The organism is Arthrobacter sp. 01T425 (assembly GCF_056398725.1).
In genome coordinates, this window is record NZ_JBFTPY010000015.1 from 1 (window position 1) to 20,224 (window position 20,224).

Below are 20,224 nucleotides of genomic sequence, written 5' to 3' on the forward strand. Positions count from 1 at the left end.
CCCGTGGTGGTCGGGCCGCCGGTGTGCCAGGGAATGATGTGGTCCAGGTGGCGGATGGGCGCGTCGCAGTACGGGGTGCGGCAGGTGTCGTCGCGGGCCTGGATGAAGCGGCGGTGCCCGGGCGGGAAGAGCCGGGCGCGGGAGTCCATCCCCACGAGCTCGCCGGCGCCGGGGTGGGTGTAGACCCGGCGGAGCCAGAGCCGGAACGCGGGGTCATTGGCGCTCCCGGCGGCGCCGCCCGGTCCAGGGCGACCACTGTGCGCCGGACCGCCGGACTGGCCGTCATCGTTTCTGTCCGTGTTTCTGTCCGTGTTTGGGGCCGCGGCGCCGGGTGCAGGCGGACCACTGTATCCCGGGGGACGGCCGGGTCCGGGGGGACGGCGGCCGCCCTCGCCGCTGTGTGCATCCTTTGTGCCGTTGATGAGGGTGCGGGCCCAGCCGGCGGGGACGGTCCCGTAGCCGGGGAGCCGGGCGGGTTCGGCGCCGGCCTGGAAGAGGGTGCGGTCGGTGATGATGAGCTGGATTTCGACGCCGGTGATCCCGCCGGGGGTGCCGGTGGTGCGTTCGACCAGGGCATCGGCCATGAGCTGCCCGCGGCCCCTCGGGTCCCCGGCGGCGCGGAGGGTGTCGGCGTGCCCGGTGAGGGCCTTGTAGACGGCGACGCCGGCGGTCACGGGCAGCAGGGCGGTCAGGCAGGTCATCGCTTCGGGGGCCGGGCGGAGGCTGACGTGCCGCTCGGTGGCGGCGTGCGCGGCGCGTTCGGTGACGGAGCGGGGGTCACGCCGGTACGCGGCGGCCCGGGCCCCGGCGACCAGGGCCCGGTCACCGGCCCCGGCGAACGTCCCGGCGTCGGGCGCCAATTCCTCGTCGACGGCGGCCCGGTCCGCGGCGCTCAGGCAGGCGGTTTCGCGAACGAGCAGGGTGGCGCGCCATTCGTTCAGCTGGCCGGTTTCCAGGGCGGTGAGGGTGTGCGGCATCTCGGTGATCAGGGCTTTGGCCAGGCCCAGGAGCCGGCCGCCCCTGGCCGGGGATTCGCGCCGGGCCAGGGCGATCTGCGCGCCGATCCCGGCGCCGAGCTTCTCGGCCGGGACCCCGAGCCGGGCTTGTTCGCGGCGCTGGAGCAGGTCGAAGGCCACGGCGAGCCGGGCCTGTTCCGCGGTCGCGGCGGATTTCCAGTCCTCCAGTTCCCGGATCCGGTCAATGATCCCGGCACTGTCCGTGGGCGGACAGCCTAAGCCCACCGGTCCGGCGGCCAGCCGGCCCGCGACGGCCGCCTCCCTGGTGCCCGGAATGGCGGCGGCATCGCCCTCGGCGGGGCCGAAGCCGGCGTCGCCGTGTCCTGCCGGAACCACTTCGGGCCCCTGATTGCCGTCCATGAATCCAGTGTTTCAGGGACCTCTGACAATCAGGTTCTTTCCTGCGGATCGTACGTGCCCGCTCCACCGGGTCACCCGTCCTCCACCGGAACCCCTCCTGCCGGGGAGCGCAACGCGCACAATGTGAACTAAGTCTGCTCAGGCCTCAGCCGGGGAAAAAGCGCCTCGGAATTGCCGCGGTCTATCGCCGCGCGCACGGAGGGGTCCAGCGGATAATTTTCATACTCCATATTCAGGAAATCGATCGCCGCAGAGGGTGCGAACGGGAAGTCAGTTCCGTATGTGATGCGGCCCGGGTCAGCTACCTCAAGCAGGCTGGGCAGGGCCGCCGGGCTGGCGGATAGGGCCACGTCGTAATAAAACCGGCGCAAGATGGACTGCTTCTTATCTCCCAGCGCCGCCAGTGCGCTGAGGGCCAGGCCCTTATCGTTGAGCATCGTCAGCAGGATCCTGTAGGCGATGTAAGGCACGAAGCCGCCCGCGTGGGCCAGGATGAACCTGATTCCCGAGAACTTTTCCATCGCACCGGACAGGATCAGGCTGATCGCGGTGCGGGTCGTGTCGAGCAAGAAATCTGCGGCAAAGGCGGGTATGCCCGGCACCGCCGGACCGGGCAGTTCAGCGGGGTGGATGAACACTACGGCCCGGCGGTGGTGCAGGAACTCCAGAAGAGGCTCAAAGCCAGGATCGCCCAGATAGCGGCCGGCGTTGTTGGCCAGCAATACGATCCCGTCCGCGAGCAGGGTGTCCAGGGCGTACTGGGCCTCCGCCAGGGCGCCTTGCACGTCCGGCAGCGTGAGCGTCGCGAAGAACCCGAACCGCTCAGGCCGGGCCGCGACCACCTCCGCACAGTATTCGTTGATCTCCCGCGCCCGCCGACGTGCCTCCGCAGCGTCCCCGAAGTACACGCCGGGAGTGGACAGGGACAAGATGCCGGTCTGCACGTCGTGCCTGTCCATGAACTTCAACGCTGAGCGCTCGGACCACGACGGCAGGCCAATGCCGCCGGGGCGGATGCCCTCTTCAAGCATCCAGCGCGCATACCCGGGCGGAACGATGTGCTGATGCGTGTCAATGCGGTACGGCCGGCCCATCCGGATCCTTGTCCACGTCGTTTCGCTGATATGCGGGCCCTCAGCGGATGTGAACAATCTACTCGCAAATCCGACCCCTGAGCAGACCGCCGAACGGTGCCTGGGACTGCGCTAGACCGTCACTGTGTGCTCTTCGAACTTCTGTGTACCAAGGCCGCGGGCGCTGGGATCCGTTCTCTTAGTCGCCCTGCTGGTTGTCCGTGGTCAGCGCGCGTCCGGGGGTCGAGGTGACAGGTGACGGCAGAGGCTAGAGCGCGTAAATGAACGTCCTGAAGGACACATGAACAGGTGCCGCCCCGCCCACGTGAAAGTAACAATCCATGAGCAACAGCAAAACGCGCAGACCCTATCCCGGAACTACGACCGCCAAGTGCCTCGGCCCCTAGCCATAGGCCTCAGGAATCCACTGACAACAGCATTGAGATTCCTTCTATTTGTGCTTCCGGTTAGGCGGGCCCGACCCAGTAGCGGCGTTTGCCGTTGCGGCTGTCTTCGTAGACGCCACCGTTCTTTTCGATTGTGGCCCGGGAACCGGCGTTATCTTCATCGCAAGTGAGGAGAATTCGGGCGATGCCCAGCTCCCTGGCAATTGGCAGGGCGTTGGCCAAGGCGGCAGCTGCGTGGCCGCGGCGCCGTGCGGAGGGCCTCACGCTGTAGCCGATGTGCCCACCCTGATTGAGAAGGAAATCGTTCAGCTCGTGCCGGATGGCCAGTGAGCCAAGGAAAGTGTCACCGTCCACGATCCACAGGTATGTGCAGGGTACGTACCCTGTTTTCCTCGGGCTCTCCGGCCGGGCATCGTTGACGAGGGCATCGACGAAGCGGCGGAACGACTGGTCATCTTCGAGTTCTTCCAGTGGCCAGTCCTCCGCACCCGCGCCGTCCCGGTGGGCGCCGTCAAATTCGGCGGATCCTTCCAGCCAGGAGGAGTGATAGATGACGTCCGGAGCGATAAGGCGAGGCATTACACGATCGTATTCGAAGGGTTCTCCTTTTCTCAGGAGTTGGTCCGGTCCTCGGTGCACCGGGCAAACCCTCAGCGCCCACCTTGCGCAAAGCCCGCAGGCCCGAAAGCGCCGCCGCATCCGTGCCGAAAGGGCCAACACGGGGCCCCTGGAACCGCTCCGTATTTCAGATCGGTAACGGATGCTCCTATGCTTAGCTGGAGCCTTTGTAAGGATTTGGGGGCGAGTAGTCGTGAGGAAACCGGTATATGAGTAGTGTTCTGACAATCCGCGGAGGCGTCCCGCTAACTGGCCGCGTCACCGTTCGCGGGGCCAAGAATCTTGTCCCCAAGGCCATGGTTGCCGCCCTTTTGGGCAATGAGCCATCGGTGTTGCGCAACGTGCCTGAAATTAAGGACGTCGAGGTTGTCACGAGCCTGCTCCAGCTGCACGGCGTCAGGGTGGACAAGGATCCCGTGACCGGCGATCTGACGCTTGACCCGAAGGGCGCCAAGACGGCCTCCAGCACGGCCATCGACGCCCACGCCGGCGATTCGCGCATCCCGATCCTGCTGTGCGGGCCGCTAATCCATGCCATCGGCGAGGCCTTCATCCCGGACCTGGGTGGCTGCAAGATCGGCGACCGTCCGATCGATTACCACCTCAATGTCCTGCGCCAGTTCGGCGCCGTCGTGGAAAAGCGCCCCGGCGGCATCCACATCTCCGCGCCCAACGGGCTCAAGGGCGCCAAGATTGCGCTGCCCTACCCGTCCGTGGGCGCCACCGAGCAGGTCCTGCTGAGCGCCACGCGCGCCGAAGGCATCACCGAACTCTCCGGGGCGGCCACCGAACCGGAAATCGTGGACCTGATCGCGGTGCTGCAGAAGATGGGCGCCATCATCAGCGTCCAGACGGACCGCACCATCCGCATCGAAGGCGTCCGGGACCTCGGCGGCTACAACCACCGCGCCCTCTCGGACCGCAACGAGTCCGCCTCCTGGGCTTCCGCGGCCTTGGTCACCCGCGGCGACATCTTTGTCGAAGGCGCCACGCAGCGCGACATGATGACCTTCCTGAACACGTACCGCAAAGTCGGCGGCGGCATGGACATCGGCGACGACGGCATCCGCTTCTACCACCGCGGCGGCAAGCTCAACCCCCTGGTCCTCGAAACAGACGTGCACCCCGGATTCATGACGGACTGGCAGCAGCCGCTCATCGTCGCACTGACCCAGGCCGAGGGCGTTTCGATTGTCCACGAGACCGTCTACGAGAACCGGTTCGGCTTCACCGATGCACTGATCCGCATGGGCGCCAATATCCAGGTCCACCGCGAGTGCCTCGGCAGCGTGCCGTGCCGCTTCGGCCAGCGCAACTTCCTGCACTCCGCCGTCATCTCCGGTCCGGCGCAGCTCAAGGGCACCGACATCGACGTCCCGGACCTGCGCGGCGGATTCAGCCACCTCATTGCCGCCCTGGCCGCCACCGGCACCTCCCGCGTCACGGGAATCGACATCATCAACCGCGGCTACGAGCGCTTTACCGAGAAGCTCGCGGGCCTGGGCGCCGATTTCGACATCACCTCGGCCAAGTAGCGGGGGACCCGTGAAGGAATCGGCCAAGAGCCACGTCACGTTCGTGACAGTCGCCGGGATCATCCGGCCCGTGATGAACCTCCTCATGGGAAAGAAGTGGGAAGGCCTCGAAAAGCTCCCCGCCGGGGGCTTCATCGCCGCGCCCAACCACTGCACGGAAATCGACCCGCTGGTGGTGGGGCACATGCTCTACAACCAGAAACGGATGCCGCATTTCCTCGCCAAGGCCGGCCTCTTCAAGGTGCCGGTCCTTGGCGCCGTCCTGCGCTCCACCAAGCAAATCCCGGTGGAACGTTCGACGACGGGGGCGAACCGTTCGCTGCAACTCGCCAAAGAGATCGTGAACGAAGGCGGGGCGATCATCATCTACCCAGAGGGAACCCTGACCCGGGACCCGGCACTCTGGCCGATGAAAGGGCACACCGGTGCCGCGCGGATGGCACTGGAGAGCGGCATTCCCGTGGTGCCCATCGCCCACTGGGGTGCCCAAGAGGTCTTCCCGCGGTATGCGAAGCGTTTCTACATTTTCCCCCGCAAGACCTCCCGCCTGGTGGTCGGGGATCCCGTGGACCTGAGCGCCTTTGAGGGCCGCTCGCTGGACAAGGCGACGCTCGACGCAGCCACGAATGCCATCATGGACGCCATCACCGGCCTCCTGGCGGGACTGCGTGGAGAACAACCGCCCGCGCAACGCTGGAACCCGGCGGCGCACAACCAGCCAACGCACGGCCGTATAGACCCGGACGTCACAGAGTGACGGCGGATTTGGCGATGTCGGCGGCCCGCGAATCCGGGTCCGCCGCCACAGTGGCCGTCCTGGGGGCAGGCTCCTGGGGCACGACCTTCGCCAAGGTCGTGGCCGACGCCGCCACAGCCTCCGGCGTCGAACGAAATATCCGCCTCTGGGGCCGGCGGCCCGAAGTCGTGGACCAGATCAATACCATGCACCGCAACGAGCAGTATCTGAAGGGCATCACGCTGCCGGCCAGCATCACGGCGTCGAAGGACGTTTCCGAGGTCCTGGCGGGCGCGGAGCTGGTCATTCTGGCCGTGCCGGCACAAACCCTGCGGCCGCAACTGAAGGCCTGGAAGGAGCATCTGGCGCCTGGGGCCGTCGTGGTGTCCCTGATGAAGGGCCTCGAGCTCCACACAGATGCCCGCATGAGCGAGGTCATCGGCACGGAGCTGGACCTGCCCGCGGACCGGGTCGCCGTGGTATCCGGTCCCAACCTGGCCATGGAGATCGCCCGGGAAGAGCCAACGGCATCCGTCGTGGCCTGCACGGAACCGGTCACCGCAGGCTGGATCGCGCGCAGCTGCACCGCGCCCTATTTCCGCCCGTACACCACCAACGATGTGGTCGGCGTCGAAATCGGCGGGATCGTCAAGAACATCATTGCTCTGGCCGTGGGAATCTGTGAAGGCAAGCAGATGGGGGACAACACCAAGGCCTCGGTCATCACCCGCGGCTTGGCCGAAACCTCACGGCTGACCCTCGCCCTGGGCGGCGAAGCCCGGACCATGGCGGGGCTCGCCGGCCTGGGCGATCTCGTGGCGACCTGTTCCTCGCCCCTGTCCCGAAACCACACGGCCGGCAGGCTGCTGGGCAAGGGGCTGACCCTCGACCAGGTCACCGCCGAAATGAAGCAAACGGCCGAAGGCATCAAGTCCAGCCAGGCGGTCCACGAACTTGCCGGAAAGCTCGGCGTCGATATGCCGATCACGGCCGCCGTCGTCGCGGTCCTTGCCGGAAAACTGTCCGTAGACGAACTGGGGCCGCTGCTGCTGTCCCGGGACCTGAAACCCGAAGGCGATTACTGAGAGTGTCAGAGAACAACATGACCACAGACGGCCGTACGGGCCAGCCCAAGCCCCGCGTGGCGGTGCTGTTCGGCGGTCGCTCCAGCGAGCACGCCGTCAGCTGCGTGACAGCCGCCGGCGTCCTGGGAGCCATCGACAAGGACAAGTACGACGTCATCCCGATCGGGATCGCCAAGACCGGCCAGTGGGTTTTGGCGTCCGGCGGAACCGACGAGTGGTCGCTCTCCGCCTCGTCGCTGCCCGAGGTGGCCCCCTCGGCGCAGACCGTGACCCTGGCCGAGATCGGCGGCGAGCACCAGCTGATCGTCGCAGCCCCGAACACCGTCCCGCAGGAGCTGGGCGCCGTCGACGTCGTCTTCCCGCTGCTGCACGGGCCCTTCGGCGAAGACGGCACCATCCAGGGCCTCCTGGAACTGTCCGACACCCGCTACGTGGGCGCGGGCGTGCTCGCGTCCGCCGTCGGCATGGACAAGCACTTCATGAAGGTGGTCTTTGAATCGGCCGGGCTCCACGTGGGACCCTACATCGCCGTGACTGACCGGCAGTGGCGCAACGATCCCGAGACCGTCCGCAAGCGCGTGGACCAGCTCGGCTTCCCGGTCTTCGTCAAGCCGGCCCGGGCAGGGTCTTCCATGGGAATCTCCAAGGTGGACTCCCTCGAGGGCCTCGACGCCGCCATAGAGATCGCCCGCGAGCACGACCCCAAGCTGGTCATCGAGGCCGGCATCACGGGCCGCGAGATCGAATGTGCCGTGCTGGAGGGCCGGGGGACCGATGCTCCCCGGACGTCGATGCCGGGTGAGATCTCCGTCGCGGGCGGCGGCCATGAATTCTATGACTTCAACGCCAAATATGTGGACGACGCCGCAGCCCTCAGCTGCCCGGCCGACCTCCCCGAAGAAGCGATCACCCGTGTCCGGGAACTGGCCGCGGTCGCCTTTGACGCCGTCGGAGGCGAGGGACTGAGCCGGGTTGACTTCTTCTACACCCCTGATGGCGAACTGATCATCAACGAGATCAACACCATGCCGGGGTTTACGCCCAAGAGCATGTACCCGCAGATGTGGAAGGCCTCAGGACTGGGCTACGCCGATCTGATTGACGAGCTGATCCACCTGGCCCTGCACCGCAAGACCGGCCTGCGCTAGAACCGCGCTGCGCTGGAACCGGGCGGGCGCGGATGTGCCTGTCCGGGCCTACTTGCTGGTGGGGAGGTTCTGCAGATCCTCTTGACCCACACATTTCCGGGTTGCCGGGATCTTCAGCGCGGCGGCGGAGAGGTCCGCCAGCACGGTGGCCGAACTGATCTTGTCCGGGTCCATCAGGATCTCCGTGGCCGGTTCGCGGCCGAACGTGGTCAGCGTCCACACGGGGTCGCCTTCCTTGATGACCCAGTCGACGTCGTTGACGCTGACACAGCGGTCGGTCGTGGGTCCGGGAACGTTGACGCCGCAGCGCAGAATCACTTGGGACGGATCGCCCCAGGCCGCAGTGGCCTGTGCGTTGGTCTTCCGAAGCTTGGCATCGCCGATCGCGTCCGGCAGGGCCAGCATCATCGGCGCGCAGGCCGCGTTCGCGGCATCCTTGGCAGGCGTGACGTCGACAACCGGGGAACACGAGGTCAAGGCCAGGCCGGCTGCGGCGGCCGCCACAGTCACGGACAGGCGCGCGGAAACCAGACGGCTGAAAGGGAGCATTGATCCAGCTTATCCCGGTCCGCGTGGCGCTATGGTCCCGGTTTGGAGAGTAAAGGTAGCATCTCTAGGAACAGCCTGACTCTTACCATCGAGTAGACTGGGACCTCGTGCATCAGTGGGGCTCTGCCGACAATGACGTTAGTGTTGGCCGCATAACGCACACCTGATTCAATCTCGCACTGTGGGGGAGGGACTGTCGATGACGTCGTGCAGCCGAAAAAAGTCTATACGAGTGGGGCTGGGAGCTTTGATCCTCGCCGGCTCAGTCATGGGCACGGCGACAGCGGCAAACGCCGCGGTAGCCGTTCCCCACCCTCTCATCCGATTCCTGACCACGACGCCGGATCCTTCGCCCGGCGGTGGCTCCGGTGATCCTCTGCAGCCAGCGGACCCCGCTCCTGAGCCTGCACCTGCTCCCGACCCTGTTCCGGTCCCTCCGGCACCTCTTCCGGAGCCAGCCCCGGCTCCTGCGCCCGCACCAGCCCCGGCTCCTGCGCCCGCACCGGCGCCTGCGCCAGCCCCCGCACCGGCGCCTGCGCCTGCGCCAGCCCCCGCACCGGCGCCTGCGCCCGTGCCTGCTCCGGTGCCAGTACCCGCTCCTGCGGTGGTAATTCCCGCTCCTGTTCCGGTGCCCCCGCCCGTCGTGGTCCCGGTCCCCGAGGAAACCCCCTCGGAAACCCCGACCCCAACACGTACGCCCACACCGGCGCAGTCCACGGCTCCCGCTGTCATCGCGACGCCCACTCAGCCGCCGGTCATGGTGAAGTCCGAAGTTCAGGCCGCCGTGGCCGTTGCTACCGGCAGCCCTCTGGCCGTCCAGGCCATCACTGTGCTGGTCCTGCTGGGCCTTGGCTTTGCCTACTTCCGGTTCATCGGTTCGAAGAAGGCCACCGGCGTTCCCCGCACCGGTAAGTCCTGAGCTCCATGCAGGATGAAGTCCTCGTGGAGTCAACTGCGCCGAAGTCCGTGAGAGGCAACCTGCAGATCACGCTGATCACACACTCCTATTGGCCGGAGCAGAGCCCGCCGCAGCGGCGCTGGACTGCCATGATCAAGGAGTTCACGCACTCCGGCTGGGATGTCGACGTCGTGACTCCGGTGGCGCACTATCCCTTCGGTCGGCGGGCCCTCCCGCGCTGGATGGCCGGAAGGCCGTTCCGGCTGCGCAACGGCCAGTTCACCGAAAAAATCCTCCACGTTCCCTACCTGCGCCACGGCAACTCCCGCGCCGCGCGCCTGCTGGACCAGTGCTACTCAGCCCTCATGTCCGTCCCCGCCGGGATGATGGTCCGCAAGCCCGACGTCGTCATTGTCACCGCTCCGGGGCTGCCTTCGCTGGCTGCTGGCTACGCCCTGGCCAAAATGCGCCGCGTCCCGCTGATCGTGGAAATGCGCGATGCGTGGCCGGACCTGGCCCGCGACGCCCGCCTGGTCCAAGGCAGTGTCAAAAGCGTTGTGGAGCACGTGGTGGACTTTGTCCAGCACCGGGCAGACCTCGTGGTCACAGTGACCGAGGGATTCGCGGCCACGCTGCGTTCGCGCGGAGTCCGCAATGTCGCCACCGTCAGCAACGGCGTGCACCTGGACGCTATTCCGGTCGTAGGGCCGCCTGAACCGGATCGGGACGTCTTCGAAGCCCTGTACCTGGGGAACCACGGCGAGAGTCAAAAACTCGATGTCGCCATCCGTGCCAGTGCACTGGTGGGGGACTCGATGCACCTGCACATGGTGGGCCATGGAACGCAGAGGCCGGCGCTGGAGAAGCTGGCGCGTGAGCTGAAGGCTCCGGTCACCTTCCACCCACCCCTGACCGGCGACGACATGCTGGCACGCTACTCCTCGGCTGACACCTGCATCGTCTCCTTGCGGGATGATTGGAAATCCTTCGAAACCACCGTGCCGTCCAAGACATACGAGGTTCTCGCAATTGGCCGGCATGTCACGGCTGTAGTCAAGGGAGAAGCTGCCCGAATCGTCTCGGACGCCGAGGCCGGGGACATCGTGGCCAGCGATCCGGAAGAGCTGGCGGCACTGTGGCGTGAGCTGGCTGCGGACCGCGGCCGCCTGGTCCGTAATGGCGACAGCCGACAGTGGGTCAAAGCCAACGCCGAGTACGAGCAACTCGCCGGCCGCTATATGGAACTCATCAGCGAACTGCTCGCGGAGGCCAGCACTACCCGATGATGCAACTGCTGAAAAACGTCCGGCTGGCCCAGAGCGTTGTCCGCCAGCACCTGACTGACGATCCCGTCATCTTGTTCCTGCAGCTTTCGCGCAGGCTACCCTCGGCCGTGCTTCCCCTTGCCAAGCGCCTGTGCAAGGTGGCGCCGAAGAACTCCACCTCCGCAGCCGTATTGTTCGCGGCACTCGCCGCAGGTGACGGCACCGACGTCGAACGCCGGCTGCGCGCCGCCGCCAGCGGTTCCGTCGAGGGGGAGCGGGCTCGACGGCTGGCCGACGTCGCCCTTGCCGCCAACCTCCCGGAAACAGCGGATGTGTTTCTGGCCAAGGCAGGCACTGCACGACACGCGAAGCAGGCCCGGGCACGGCGCCTCTGGTACGCCGGGGCCGTTAGCGAAGCTGTGAAGGCGCTCGATGGCGCGGGAGCGGCGGGACAGCGCCAACGTGCCCGCCTGATTGCCGAGGCAGCGATCCTGGCCGACGCGTCGCCGTCGCTGGAGCGCCGACCCTATACGGCGGTTCCCGGCCGGATCCTGCATCTGCTGACAAATTCGCTGCCGCACACCGCCAGCGGCTATGCCCAGCGATCCCATTCCACCTTGCTGGCGCAGCACGCGGCCGGCTGGGACGTACTTGCTGTCACCAGGATGGGCTATCCCGTGCAGGTCGGGAAGCTCCTCGCGAAATCCACGGACACCGTGGACGGGATCCGTTACCAGCGGCTTCTGCCGGGCACGATGGCCCAGAACATTGACGCCCGGCTGCAGCAGCAAGCGGAGGAATTGCTTGCCGTGGCCCTGGACTTCAAACCCAGCGTGCTGCACACCACCACGCACTACGTCAACGGACTCGTGGTGCGGGCAGTGGCCGAGGCCTTAGGGATTCCGTGGGTCTACGAGGTCCGCGGCCAACTGGCTGACACCTGGGCGTCCACCCGCGGGCCCGAGGCCCGGAGCAGCGAAAAGTACAGGATGTTTCAGCGCCGGGAAACAGAAGTCATGCAGCATGCAGATCTGGTGCTGACGCTCGGGACGGCCATGAAGGCCAACATCGTCGCGGCCGGAATTCCAGCCAGCAAAGTCCTGATCGCGCCGAATGCTGTTGGCGGTGACTTCCTTAGCGAACCGCTGGACAAGGCCAGTGCCCGGCGTGAGCTCGGTCTCACAGAAGACGCGCAATTCATCGGCACCGTGAGCAGCTTGGTAGCCTATGAAGGGATTGAGGACCTCCTAGCCGCGTTTGCTTTGCTCGCGGCGGACATGCCTCAGCTCCGTCTCCTCATCGTAGGTGACGGGTCCTCCATGCCATCGCTGCAGAATCAGGCGCAGCGGAGCGGGTACGCAGACCGGATTATCTTCACGGGTCGTGTGCCTCGGAGCCGGACGGCTCTGTACCATCAAGCGCTGGATGTTTTCGTTGTGCCGCGCAAGAACTTGGAGGTGACGCGATCCGTGACACCGCTCAAACCCGTGGAAGCCATGGCCTCCGCACGGCCCGTGGTGGCCAGCAACTTGCCGGCGTTGGCAGAAATCGTCGAGGACCGGGTGACCGGCCTTTTGGCAGAGGCGGGGGATCCCGCCGCCTTCGCCACGGCTATCCGGGACTTGCTTTCGGACCCGGAGCTTTCAGCAACGATGGGAGCTGCCGGCCGGAAACGCGTGTTGCAGGAAAGAACATGGGCCGCCAACGCGGTTGCCCTGGCAAGAGAGTTGGAAATGCTGGGAGTAACTAGATGAGTGTCCAGGAAAAAACGGAAGCGGACCAAAGCGAAGCAGCGCGGCCGGACACACCCGCCACGGTCTCAGTGCCCGTCAACCTTGCCCGGTTGAGCAAGGTGGGGCAGCGGCCCGACTTCCTCGATTACCTGGTCCAGCTGTGGGACCGCCGCAGCTTCATCTTCTTTGACGCCCGCGCACGGGTTCAGAGCGGGAACGACAATAACCATTTAGGCGCTGCGTGGCTGGTTTTGACGCCGGCCCTGAACGGGCTCAGTTTCTATCTGATCTTCGGTGTGTTCTTGGGCACCAGCAAGGGCATTGATAACTTCATTGGCTACTTGATCATCGGCGTCTTTACGTTCTCGATGTCCACTCGGTCCATAATGGGCGGAGCCAAGTCCCTCACAGGCAACACGTCCATGATCCGGGCCTTCCAGTTTCCCCGGGCATCTCTGCCTATTGCGGTCAACGTCAGGGAACTGCTCTCCAACGTTCCAGTGACCATCGTTATGCTGCTCTTCGTCATCTTCACGGCACCCGCCGAGGAAATCACGTGGCGTTGGCTGCTGATCATTCCGGCGATTTTGCTGCAGTTCCTCTTCAATTTGGGGATCGGCATGCTGCTGGCCCCGGTAATCCTCAAGATCCCGGACCTGACACACCTGCTCTCGTTCATCATTCGATTTCTCATGTATGTCTCGGCGGTCTTCTTCGCCGAGGACCGATTCGGGAAATACCCCGCCGTGCGCACCATCATGGATTTCAACCCTATATTTCAGGTGATCAAGGTCATCCGAGACTCTGTTCTTTACGACACGACGCCATCCTGGCGGTCCTGGGCGGTCCTTGGTCTGTGGGCGCTGGGATCGGTTGCCGCCGGGCTCTTTGTGTTCTGGCGTGGAGAGGAAAGCTATGGACGTGTCTGAGGCTTCAGGCGGCTACATCAATGAGCCGACAGTAGTAGTAGACGACATCTCGGTGGTCTACCGGACCAAGAATCAAACGCCTGGGCGGACCAACGCCCGGACCTCGGTTCTGCAAAGACTTCGCGCGCCCCGCCGCGGCGACTCTGTGGTGAAGACCAAGGCGTTGAGCAAGATTTCCTTCGTGGCCAACCAGGGCGACTCCATTGGCGTCATTGGCCGCAACGGCTCGGGCAAGAGCACCCTGATGAAGGTGCTCGCCGGTTTGATCATTCCCGACTCCGGCACTGTTTATGCCGCGAGCAATCCCATCCTGCTGGGCGTCAACGCAGCGCTGATCACCTCCATCTCCGGTGCGCAGAACATTCGGCTCGGCTGCCTCGCCATGGGCATGAGCCACGCCGAGATCGATGCCAAGTTCGATGACATTGTGGAGATGTCCGGCCTGGAGCACGAGATATACCACCCGATGAACTCCTACTCCTCGGGCATGGGCGCGCGCCTCCGCTTTGCCATCGCGGCAGCAGTGGACCCCGAAATTCTGCTCATCGACGAAGCTCTCAATACAGGGGATGCACAGTTCAAGGACCGCTCCAAGGCGCGGATGGAACACGTAACCAACCAGGCTGGAACCGTGTTTGTGGTCAGCCACAGCCTCGGGACGATTACCGGCATGTGCAACCGCGCCATCTGGATCGACAAGGGCGATTTCATCATGGACGGAACGCCCGACGAGGTAGCCAAGGAATACCGGAACTTCATCTGGCGCATCAACGAGGGCAACGCAGACTACGGCCGCAAGATCCGGGCTGAGTTGATGGCGAGCCTCCCCGAAATGCGTACCACGCTGCTGCCCAACGGCTGGAAGCGGTCCAGGTAGGGAATGAGTTTTCGAGACAAGACGGCCTATTGGCGCCGCGCGCTCTGGCACGCCCGCCAGGGCGGCATCGGGCAGGTCAAAAGCTACCTGCACCGCAGCACCACGGAGCGTGACGAGGCCAGCCTTGCAGGCGTCCGCGGTGCGGAAGGTGCTTGGCGCGGCTTGGGTCGCGGCCGGCACCTGATCTTCCGGGAAGCGGCTGTTGACGCAGCGCAGCCACGGAATCCGCACCTGCGCGTAGGCATCATCATGGATGACTTTTCCGCGGCGGCGTTCGCCGCCGAGTGGACCGTCGTGGCGCTTAGGCCGGACAGTTGGGCCCAGCAGCTGCGCGACGAGGCGCTGGGCTTCGTAGTCGTCGAATCCGCGTGGGCGGGCAACGCCGGGCTCTGGCGGGGCAAAATCACGGGCCCGGCGGGTCCCTCGGCGGCCTTCATCGAGCTCGTTGACGGGTGCCGGGCCGCTGGACTCCCGGCTGTCTTTTGGAACAAGGAAGACCCGCCCCACTATGAGGACTTCCTGCCTGCTGCGAAACTCTTCGACCACGTCTTCACCACTGACGCCAACATGCTGCCCCGCTACCGCGAGGATCTGGGCCATGAACGGATTTCCGTGCTGCCCTTCGCCGCGCAGCCCCGCATCCACAACCCGTCCCGACCGCGGCACGGTTGGCACACCCGCGAGATCGCCTTCGCCGGCATGTATTTCGCGCACAAGTACGAGGACCGCCGGCGCCAGATGGAGTTCCTCCTCGGAGCGGCCGTGGACGCGACTGCGGGCAAGCGCCCCGGATTCGAAATCTTTTCGCGCCAGCTCGGCCGGCAGCCGCAGTATCAGTTCCCCGGAATCCTCAAGAAGCACGTTGTGGGCTCGCTGTCCTACAAACAGATGCTGACCGCCTACAAGGCTTACAAAGTCTTCCTCAACGTCAACTCCGTTACGGACTCGCCGTCTATGTGCGCACGGCGGATTTTTGAGATCACCGCGGCCGGATCCTGCGTGGTGTCCACGCCCAGCGCCGCCATCACGGAGTTCTTCCCTGGCAATGAAATTCCCACCGCGGACAACCGGGACGACGCCACGCACCTGCTGAAGGCGCTGACCGCCAACCCGGACTATGCACAGCGCCTCGTCCACAAGGCCCAGCGCAGAATCTGGGCGAAGCACACCTTCAGCCACCGGGCAGAGTCCATCGCGGCGGCAGCGCTGCCCGCGCGGGCCGCCGCGGCACCGCGGGCCCAGGTTTCGGTCTTGGTTTCAAGTTTCCGTCCGCAGCAGCTGGAACACGTCATTGCCGGGGTGGCTGCCCAGCAGGACGTGGATGTCCAGTTGGTCTACCTTGCACACGGGTTTGAGATCGACCAAGTCGCGTTCCGCCGGAAAAGCCTGGAAGCCGGGATTCAAGACGTCGTAGTTCTCCAGGAGCCGCAGCAGACCACGCTCGGTGAGTGCCTCAATTCGCTCGTGGCGAAGGCCGACGGCCGTTTCGCCACCAAATGGGACGACGACGACGTCTACACCTCCTTGTACTTGGGCGACCAGGTCCACGCCATGATGTACTCCGAAGCCGAAGTTGTGGGCAAGCGCGCGCACTACATGCACTTGGCCGGGGCCGGGGCGACCATCCTGCGTAACCCGCAACTTGAACACCGCTACGTCGAATCGGTCTCCGGACCGACGATCTTCGCCGCCACGGACACGTTCAGGCGTTTTCCATTTCAGCCGGTGCCGCGCGGAGAGGACTCGCGTTTCCTGAGCGACGTCATCGAGGCCGGGGCCCGGATCTACTCGGCAGACCGCTTCAATTACTGCCAGATGCGGGGCGCCGACGTGGCCTCGCACACCTGGCCCATTACCAATGAAGAGCTTCTGGCTACTTCAAATATTCAGTTCTTCGGTTCGCCCGAAGACCACATTTTAGTTTAGGGGAGACATGGACGAGACGATTTTTGATGTTGCCGTCATCGGGCTCGGCTACATCGGCCTGCCCACCGCGGCCAGCTTCGCCGCCAAGGGCAAGCTGGTAGCCGGCGTCGACGTGAAACAGTCCACCATTGACGCTGTCAACCGTGGCGAGGTTCCGTTCGTGGAACCCGACATGGGCGTGGTGGTCTCAGGCGCCGTCAGCCTCGGCAACCTCGTGGCCATGGCCACCGTTCCTGCTGCTGACGCCTACATCATCGCGGTGCCTACCCCGCTGGCCGAGGGCAACGGTGCGGACCTGTCCTACCTTCGCAGCGCGGTGGAGGCCCTCGCGCCGAAACTTCGCGGTGGCGAATTGGTGGTCCTGGAATCAACGTCGCCTCCAGGCACCACCGAACGCCTGGGCGCGCACCTCATGGAGTTGCGGCCTGACCTCTCACTCGACGCAGCTCCCGGGAAGAAGCAGGTCCACGTTGTGCACTCTCCGGAACGCGTACTGCCGGGCCGGATCATGATCGAAATGGTCACCAACGACCGCGTGATCGGCGGCCTGACCGAAGAAGGCGCCCAGCTGGCCAAGCGGCTGTACGAGGTCATCTGCCAGGGCGAAATCCTCCTGACGGATGCCACCACCGCTGAAATGACCAAGCTGGTTGAAAACACGTTCCGCGATGTCAACATCGCTTTCGCCAACGAGCTCTCGCTGATTTGTGACAATCTGGGCATCGACGTCTGGAAACTGATCGAGCTCGCGAACCACCACCCCCGCGTGAACGTTCTGCGCCCCGGCCCCGGCGTCGGCGGCCACTGCATCGCCGTAGACCCCTGGTTCATTGTGGACGCCGTCCCGGAGCACTCCGGGCTGATCCGGACGGCGCGTGAAGTCAACGACTCCAAGCCGCACCACGTAGTCCGCCAGGCCGTTCAATCCCTGGCCGATCAGCCTGGCGCTACTGTGGCTGTCCTGGGTTTGGCATTCAAGGCGAACATCGACGACGTCCGCGAGTCGCCGTCGGTGACGATCGTCCAGGAACTGGTCCGGCAGCTGCCGGACAGCACCATCCTGGTGGTGGACCCGAACGTTGAGGAACTCCCCGCCGCCCTGGCGGCCTCCGGGCTCTCCCGCCTCCATGGCATGGAAGAGGCCGTAGCCGAGGCAGATCTGGTGATGCTGCTGGTGGACCACGACGAATTCCTGACTCTGGACTCCGAAGCGCTGGCGGGCAAGCAGGTCATTGACACCAAGGGCATCTGGAACCAGCTGGAGTTTGCAGATTCCAGCCGGCCGCACACCCCCGTGGGAGCAAGCGTAGGTGGATAGGGGAAGTCACGCAGTGGCGGCGTCCATTGAAGAGGAGCTGCGTGAGGCCGGCTTTGCACTCAAGGCCCTGCACACGCCGCGGCAAGAGACCCCCCTTGTCCGGATCCTGGTCCGGGCCGCGAAAGCCACGGATCTGGAGATTGCAGGGACCGTCGCCTCGCTTTTCGGCTCCGCCTGCCAGGACTTCGCCGTCGACATCCTCGTGGCGGACGGCGGGCGGCCAAAGCTGGAAGAATGGCTCGCCACCGACCGCCGCTTTTCGTTCCTCGGGGGCGACGGGGAACAACCGGCCGAGGCGGCCTACACGCTGGTCCTCAACGCTGGCACGGCCTTGGGCATGCACTCGCTCGAGGCGATGATGGAGACCCTGCGTCACACGCAGGCATTGGTCCTCAGGGCGCTGGTGGACGGGCAGCCCGGTGCAATAGAACTGTGGCAGACGGCCACCCTCCGGGAGCTGTCAGAATCCGGTGATCCCGAGAAGTCAGCGCGCAGCGCCGGCGGCGAACGCTGGGTCTCCGGCAACGCCCTGGGCCTGCACGACTTCCGGCGGCCCAAACCCAAGCTGCACCTACGCAAGGGGGCCGCGGCAACCCTGGACCTCAACATCGTCGTCCGGGACCTGGCTGACAGCGCCACCCGCCACGACTATGAGCAGCAGATCCGGCACCTTGAAGCCCGACTCAGGAAGTCCGAAATCGAGCGCCGCCGCTTGGAGCAGGGCCTTGCCCCAAACCGGGGTCTCTCACGTGCCCGCGCCATTGCCCGCAAGGGCCCGGCCTACATCTTGGGCCGGCTCAAGGTCCGCGCCGGGCGGGCCGGGAGCTAGGCGCATGCAGATCAAGAGCGTCCTGGTCAGCTCCACGGACCACTCCATGGCTGAGCTGGCACTGGATCTTGGGCTGGACTACGCCCGCACGGACTGGGAACACCGTGATCCACGGACCTGGGCGGAGTGGCAGCACGCCGTCTCCGCGGATCAACTGTGGTGGGCCAACTACGTTGTGCGCGCAGAGTCACTGGCCCACGCCCGGGCGCTCCTTCCCCTGTTCCGCAGCGAGGGACGGGCGCAACGCTTTGTGCTGGTGATCCCCGGATTCTTCCCGGCGGCCGATCTCCCGGTGTGGACCCCGCGCAGCCTCCAGGTCAAGGCCGGCACCAGCGCGCTCACTGTGCCCGGGCTGGGTTTCGCCGTCGTGGTTGAAGGCGGCAAATGGGTGCACGTGCATGCCGCCGCCCTGGCCGCGCTCGGGTGCTGTGCACCTGCTGCGCCGCGACCGGTACTTGGCGGACTGCGGGTCGGCATCACCGAGCCCGGAGACAGTGCCTGGGTCGCCGGCGACGCCCTGGCCAGCCTCATGACGGAGCAGCTCCTGAATCCCGAGCCGGATGACATCTATTCAGTCGACGTGCTGGTGGGGCCCGGCGAACTCACAAGGCAGCTCAGCGAGCAAACAGCAGATAATCCTGGACGCGTCACCCCGCCGGTCTGGACACCGCCGGGGACGGTCCTGCCCCCGGTCGATACCGCCGTCGTCTCGCCCATGGGCTTTCTGCCGTATGCCGAGAAGCCGACGCGCGCACTTGATCCGGGCGAGCTCGGCCGCGGGGGAGAGCTGAGCGAAACCGCCCTTACCGCTTTGCGCCCTCACAAGTACGTTGAGGTAGACGGCACCCGCTTTGGCAGCCTGGACTGGCCGTTGGCGCGGCGCCTGAGCCAGCTCGCCGTCGCCGGCGTACCGCTGCTGGCACGGGATCTGGCGCCGCCGGTGCGTTCCCTGCTTGGGGATCGTCTGGTGCACTGCATCCAGGCCTTCGACGCGGGCGATCCCGTGGTGGCGCGGGAATCGAAGTCGATCGAATTGCGACGCACGGCGCTGGACCTCTACAGCCCGAAGGCCGTTTGGAACACCGTGCTGGGCCAGCTTGGCAAGCCCCAGTTTCCCGTGCCCTCCGTGAGCGTGGTCCTGGCCACCCGCCGGCCCGAGAAGTTGGCGTCGGCCCTGGAACAGCTGGCACGCCAGAGCTGGGACGCCTTGGAAGTAGTGGTGGTACTGCACGGATTCGACGCCGAGCTGCCCGAGGTCCGGCGTGCCGTCGAGGCCTATCCCGGCGAGCTGCAGCTGCGGTCCGTTCCTGCTGACACGATTTTTGGCCAGGTGCTCAATGCCGGCGTCCGCGCTGCCAGCGGCGATCTTGTCTGCAAGATGGACGACGACGACTGGTATGGCCCGCACCACCTGCGGGACCTGGTTCACGCCAAGGACTTCAGCGGTGCCACCCTGGTAGGGGCACAAGTGGAATTTGTGTACCTTGAGAGCCTGGACATCACCACCCGCCGGCCGCCACTCGGTGAGCAGTACTCGGACCATGTTGCCGGCGGCACCATGATGCTCGGCCGCGAAGAGCTTAGACAGCTGGGAGGATGGCGGCCGGTCCACCGCGCCGTCGACCGATGCCTCCTGCAGGCCGTCCAGGCAGCCGGAGGACTCATCTACCGCTCCCACGGCCAGAACTACATGATGCAACGACACTCCGGCGCCGATTCACATGGCGGCCACACGTGGAACCCGGACGACAGCATATTCCTGCAGAGCGTGGCAGAGCAATGGGACGGCTTCCGGCCGCCGCCGCAGCTCAGCGTGGAGAGGAAAGCCAAAGGTGCCCGCGACCAAGCCTTCCGCAGCCATTTTTCGGATATCTCCCGCTAGAAGCCACTGCCAAGCCAATCAACAACTCGATGCCACCTGG

At 65.5% G+C, this 20,224-nt stretch carries 18 protein-coding genes; 14 read left to right on the top strand and 4 right to left on the bottom strand.

All coding sequences use genetic code 11. The features are described 5' to 3' along the window. The 3 genes from AC1DNG_RS15935 to AC1DNG_RS15945 form a co-directional block, all read right to left on the bottom strand. Positions 1 to 1,376: HNH endonuclease (locus tag AC1DNG_RS15935; RefSeq protein WP_476887745.1), on the bottom strand; the 1,376-nt coding region annotated here is incomplete at its 3' end. Between the two features lie 128 nt (positions 1,377 to 1,504). Next, entirely contained in the window at positions 1,505 to 2,470 is a 966-nt protein-coding gene (locus AC1DNG_RS15940; protein ID WP_476887746.1) for an amidohydrolase family protein, read from the bottom strand. A 446-nt stretch (positions 2,471 to 2,916) separates the two neighbouring features. Then, entirely contained in the window at positions 2,917 to 3,435 is a 519-nt protein-coding gene (locus AC1DNG_RS15945; RefSeq protein ID WP_230012081.1) for a GNAT family N-acetyltransferase, read from the bottom strand. 248 nt (positions 3,436 to 3,683) lie between these two features. Here AC1DNG_RS15945 and murA point away from each other — a divergent pair, with 248 nt between their 5' ends. Genes murA through AC1DNG_RS15965 form a run of 4 tightly spaced genes read left to right on the top strand, consistent with a single transcriptional unit; the run spans position 3,684 to position 7,978 of the window. Continuing rightward, positions 3,684 to 5,009: a UDP-N-acetylglucosamine 1-carboxyvinyltransferase gene (gene murA, locus AC1DNG_RS15950; protein ID WP_028278332.1), complete on the top strand. Its 1,326-nt coding sequence runs from the start codon at positions 3,684 to 3,686 to the stop codon at positions 5,007 to 5,009. A 10-nt stretch (positions 5,010 to 5,019) separates the two neighbouring features. Beyond that, positions 5,020 to 5,766, top strand: coding sequence for a lysophospholipid acyltransferase family protein (locus AC1DNG_RS15955; RefSeq protein ID WP_476857219.1), 747 nt, complete (start codon positions 5,020 to 5,022; stop codon positions 5,764 to 5,766). A 14-nt stretch (positions 5,767 to 5,780) separates the two neighbouring features. After that, a complete protein-coding gene (locus tag AC1DNG_RS15960) occupies positions 5,781 to 6,830 on the top strand; it encodes an NAD(P)H-dependent glycerol-3-phosphate dehydrogenase (RefSeq protein WP_476857278.1) in 1,050 nt (349 codons plus the stop codon). A 17-nt stretch (positions 6,831 to 6,847) separates the two neighbouring features. Beyond that, positions 6,848 to 7,978: a D-alanine--D-alanine ligase family protein gene (locus tag AC1DNG_RS15965; protein ID WP_476887797.1), complete on the top strand. Its 1,131-nt coding sequence runs from the start codon at positions 6,848 to 6,850 to the stop codon at positions 7,976 to 7,978. A 48-nt stretch (positions 7,979 to 8,026) separates the two neighbouring features. On the opposite strand, the gene AC1DNG_RS15970 is transcribed toward AC1DNG_RS15965, so the two are convergent. Next, entirely contained in the window at positions 8,027 to 8,527 is a 501-nt protein-coding gene (locus tag AC1DNG_RS15970) for a DUF3515 family protein (RefSeq protein WP_476887747.1), read from the bottom strand. Between the two features lie 368 nt (positions 8,528 to 8,895). On the opposite strand from AC1DNG_RS15970, the gene AC1DNG_RS15975 reads away from it, so the two are divergent. The 10 genes from AC1DNG_RS15975 (at position 8,896) to AC1DNG_RS16020 (ending at position 20,184) form a co-directional block, all read left to right on the top strand. After that, complete coding sequence (locus AC1DNG_RS15975; RefSeq protein ID WP_476887748.1) at positions 8,896 to 9,138, top strand: hypothetical protein; 243 nt, start codon at positions 8,896 to 8,898, stop codon at positions 9,136 to 9,138. A 17-nt stretch (positions 9,139 to 9,155) separates the two neighbouring features. Then, entirely contained in the window at positions 9,156 to 9,446 is a 291-nt protein-coding gene (locus AC1DNG_RS15980) for a hypothetical protein (protein ID WP_476871129.1), read from the top strand. A gap of 5 nt (positions 9,447 to 9,451) precedes the next feature. Continuing rightward, positions 9,452 to 10,711: a glycosyltransferase family 4 protein gene (locus AC1DNG_RS15985; protein ID WP_476887749.1), complete on the top strand. Its 1,260-nt coding sequence runs from the start codon at positions 9,452 to 9,454 to the stop codon at positions 10,709 to 10,711. Continuing rightward, the gene (locus AC1DNG_RS15990; protein ID WP_476887750.1) at positions 10,708 to 12,444 is read left to right on the top strand and encodes a glycosyltransferase family 4 protein; all 1,737 of its coding nucleotides are present in this window, start codon (positions 10,708 to 10,710) and stop codon (positions 12,442 to 12,444) included. The genes AC1DNG_RS15985 and AC1DNG_RS15990 overlap by 4 nt, the downstream gene beginning before the upstream one ends. A 98-nt stretch (positions 12,445 to 12,542) precedes the next feature. Next, positions 12,543 to 13,352 carry an ABC transporter permease gene (locus AC1DNG_RS15995; protein WP_476887798.1) on the top strand — a complete coding sequence of 270 codons (810 nt, stop codon included), beginning with the start codon at positions 12,543 to 12,545 and terminating at the stop codon, positions 13,350 to 13,352. Further along, on the top strand, positions 13,339 to 14,229 hold the full coding sequence (locus AC1DNG_RS16000; protein ID WP_476887751.1) for an ABC transporter ATP-binding protein: 891 nt from the start codon (positions 13,339 to 13,341) through the stop codon (positions 14,227 to 14,229). Before AC1DNG_RS15995 ends, AC1DNG_RS16000 begins: the two co-directional genes overlap by 14 nt. A 3-nt stretch (positions 14,230 to 14,232) precedes the next feature. Next, positions 14,233 to 16,155, top strand: a complete 1,923-nt coding sequence (locus AC1DNG_RS16005; RefSeq protein ID WP_476887752.1) for a glycosyltransferase family protein — start codon at positions 14,233 to 14,235, stop codon at positions 16,153 to 16,155. A 7-nt stretch (positions 16,156 to 16,162) separates the two neighbouring features. After that, the gene (gene wecC / locus AC1DNG_RS16010; protein ID WP_476887753.1) at positions 16,163 to 17,473 is read left to right on the top strand and encodes a UDP-N-acetyl-D-mannosamine dehydrogenase; all 1,311 of its coding nucleotides are present in this window, start codon (positions 16,163 to 16,165) and stop codon (positions 17,471 to 17,473) included. Next, positions 17,466 to 18,302, top strand: a complete 837-nt coding sequence (locus AC1DNG_RS16015; protein WP_476887754.1) for a hypothetical protein — start codon at positions 17,466 to 17,468, stop codon at positions 18,300 to 18,302. Before wecC ends, AC1DNG_RS16015 begins: the two co-directional genes overlap by 8 nt. A 4-nt stretch (positions 18,303 to 18,306) precedes the next feature. Further along, positions 18,307 to 20,184, top strand: coding sequence for a glycosyltransferase family 2 protein (locus AC1DNG_RS16020; RefSeq protein ID WP_476887755.1), 1,878 nt, complete (start codon positions 18,307 to 18,309; stop codon positions 20,182 to 20,184). Positions 20,185 to 20,224: the final 40 nt, after the last annotated feature.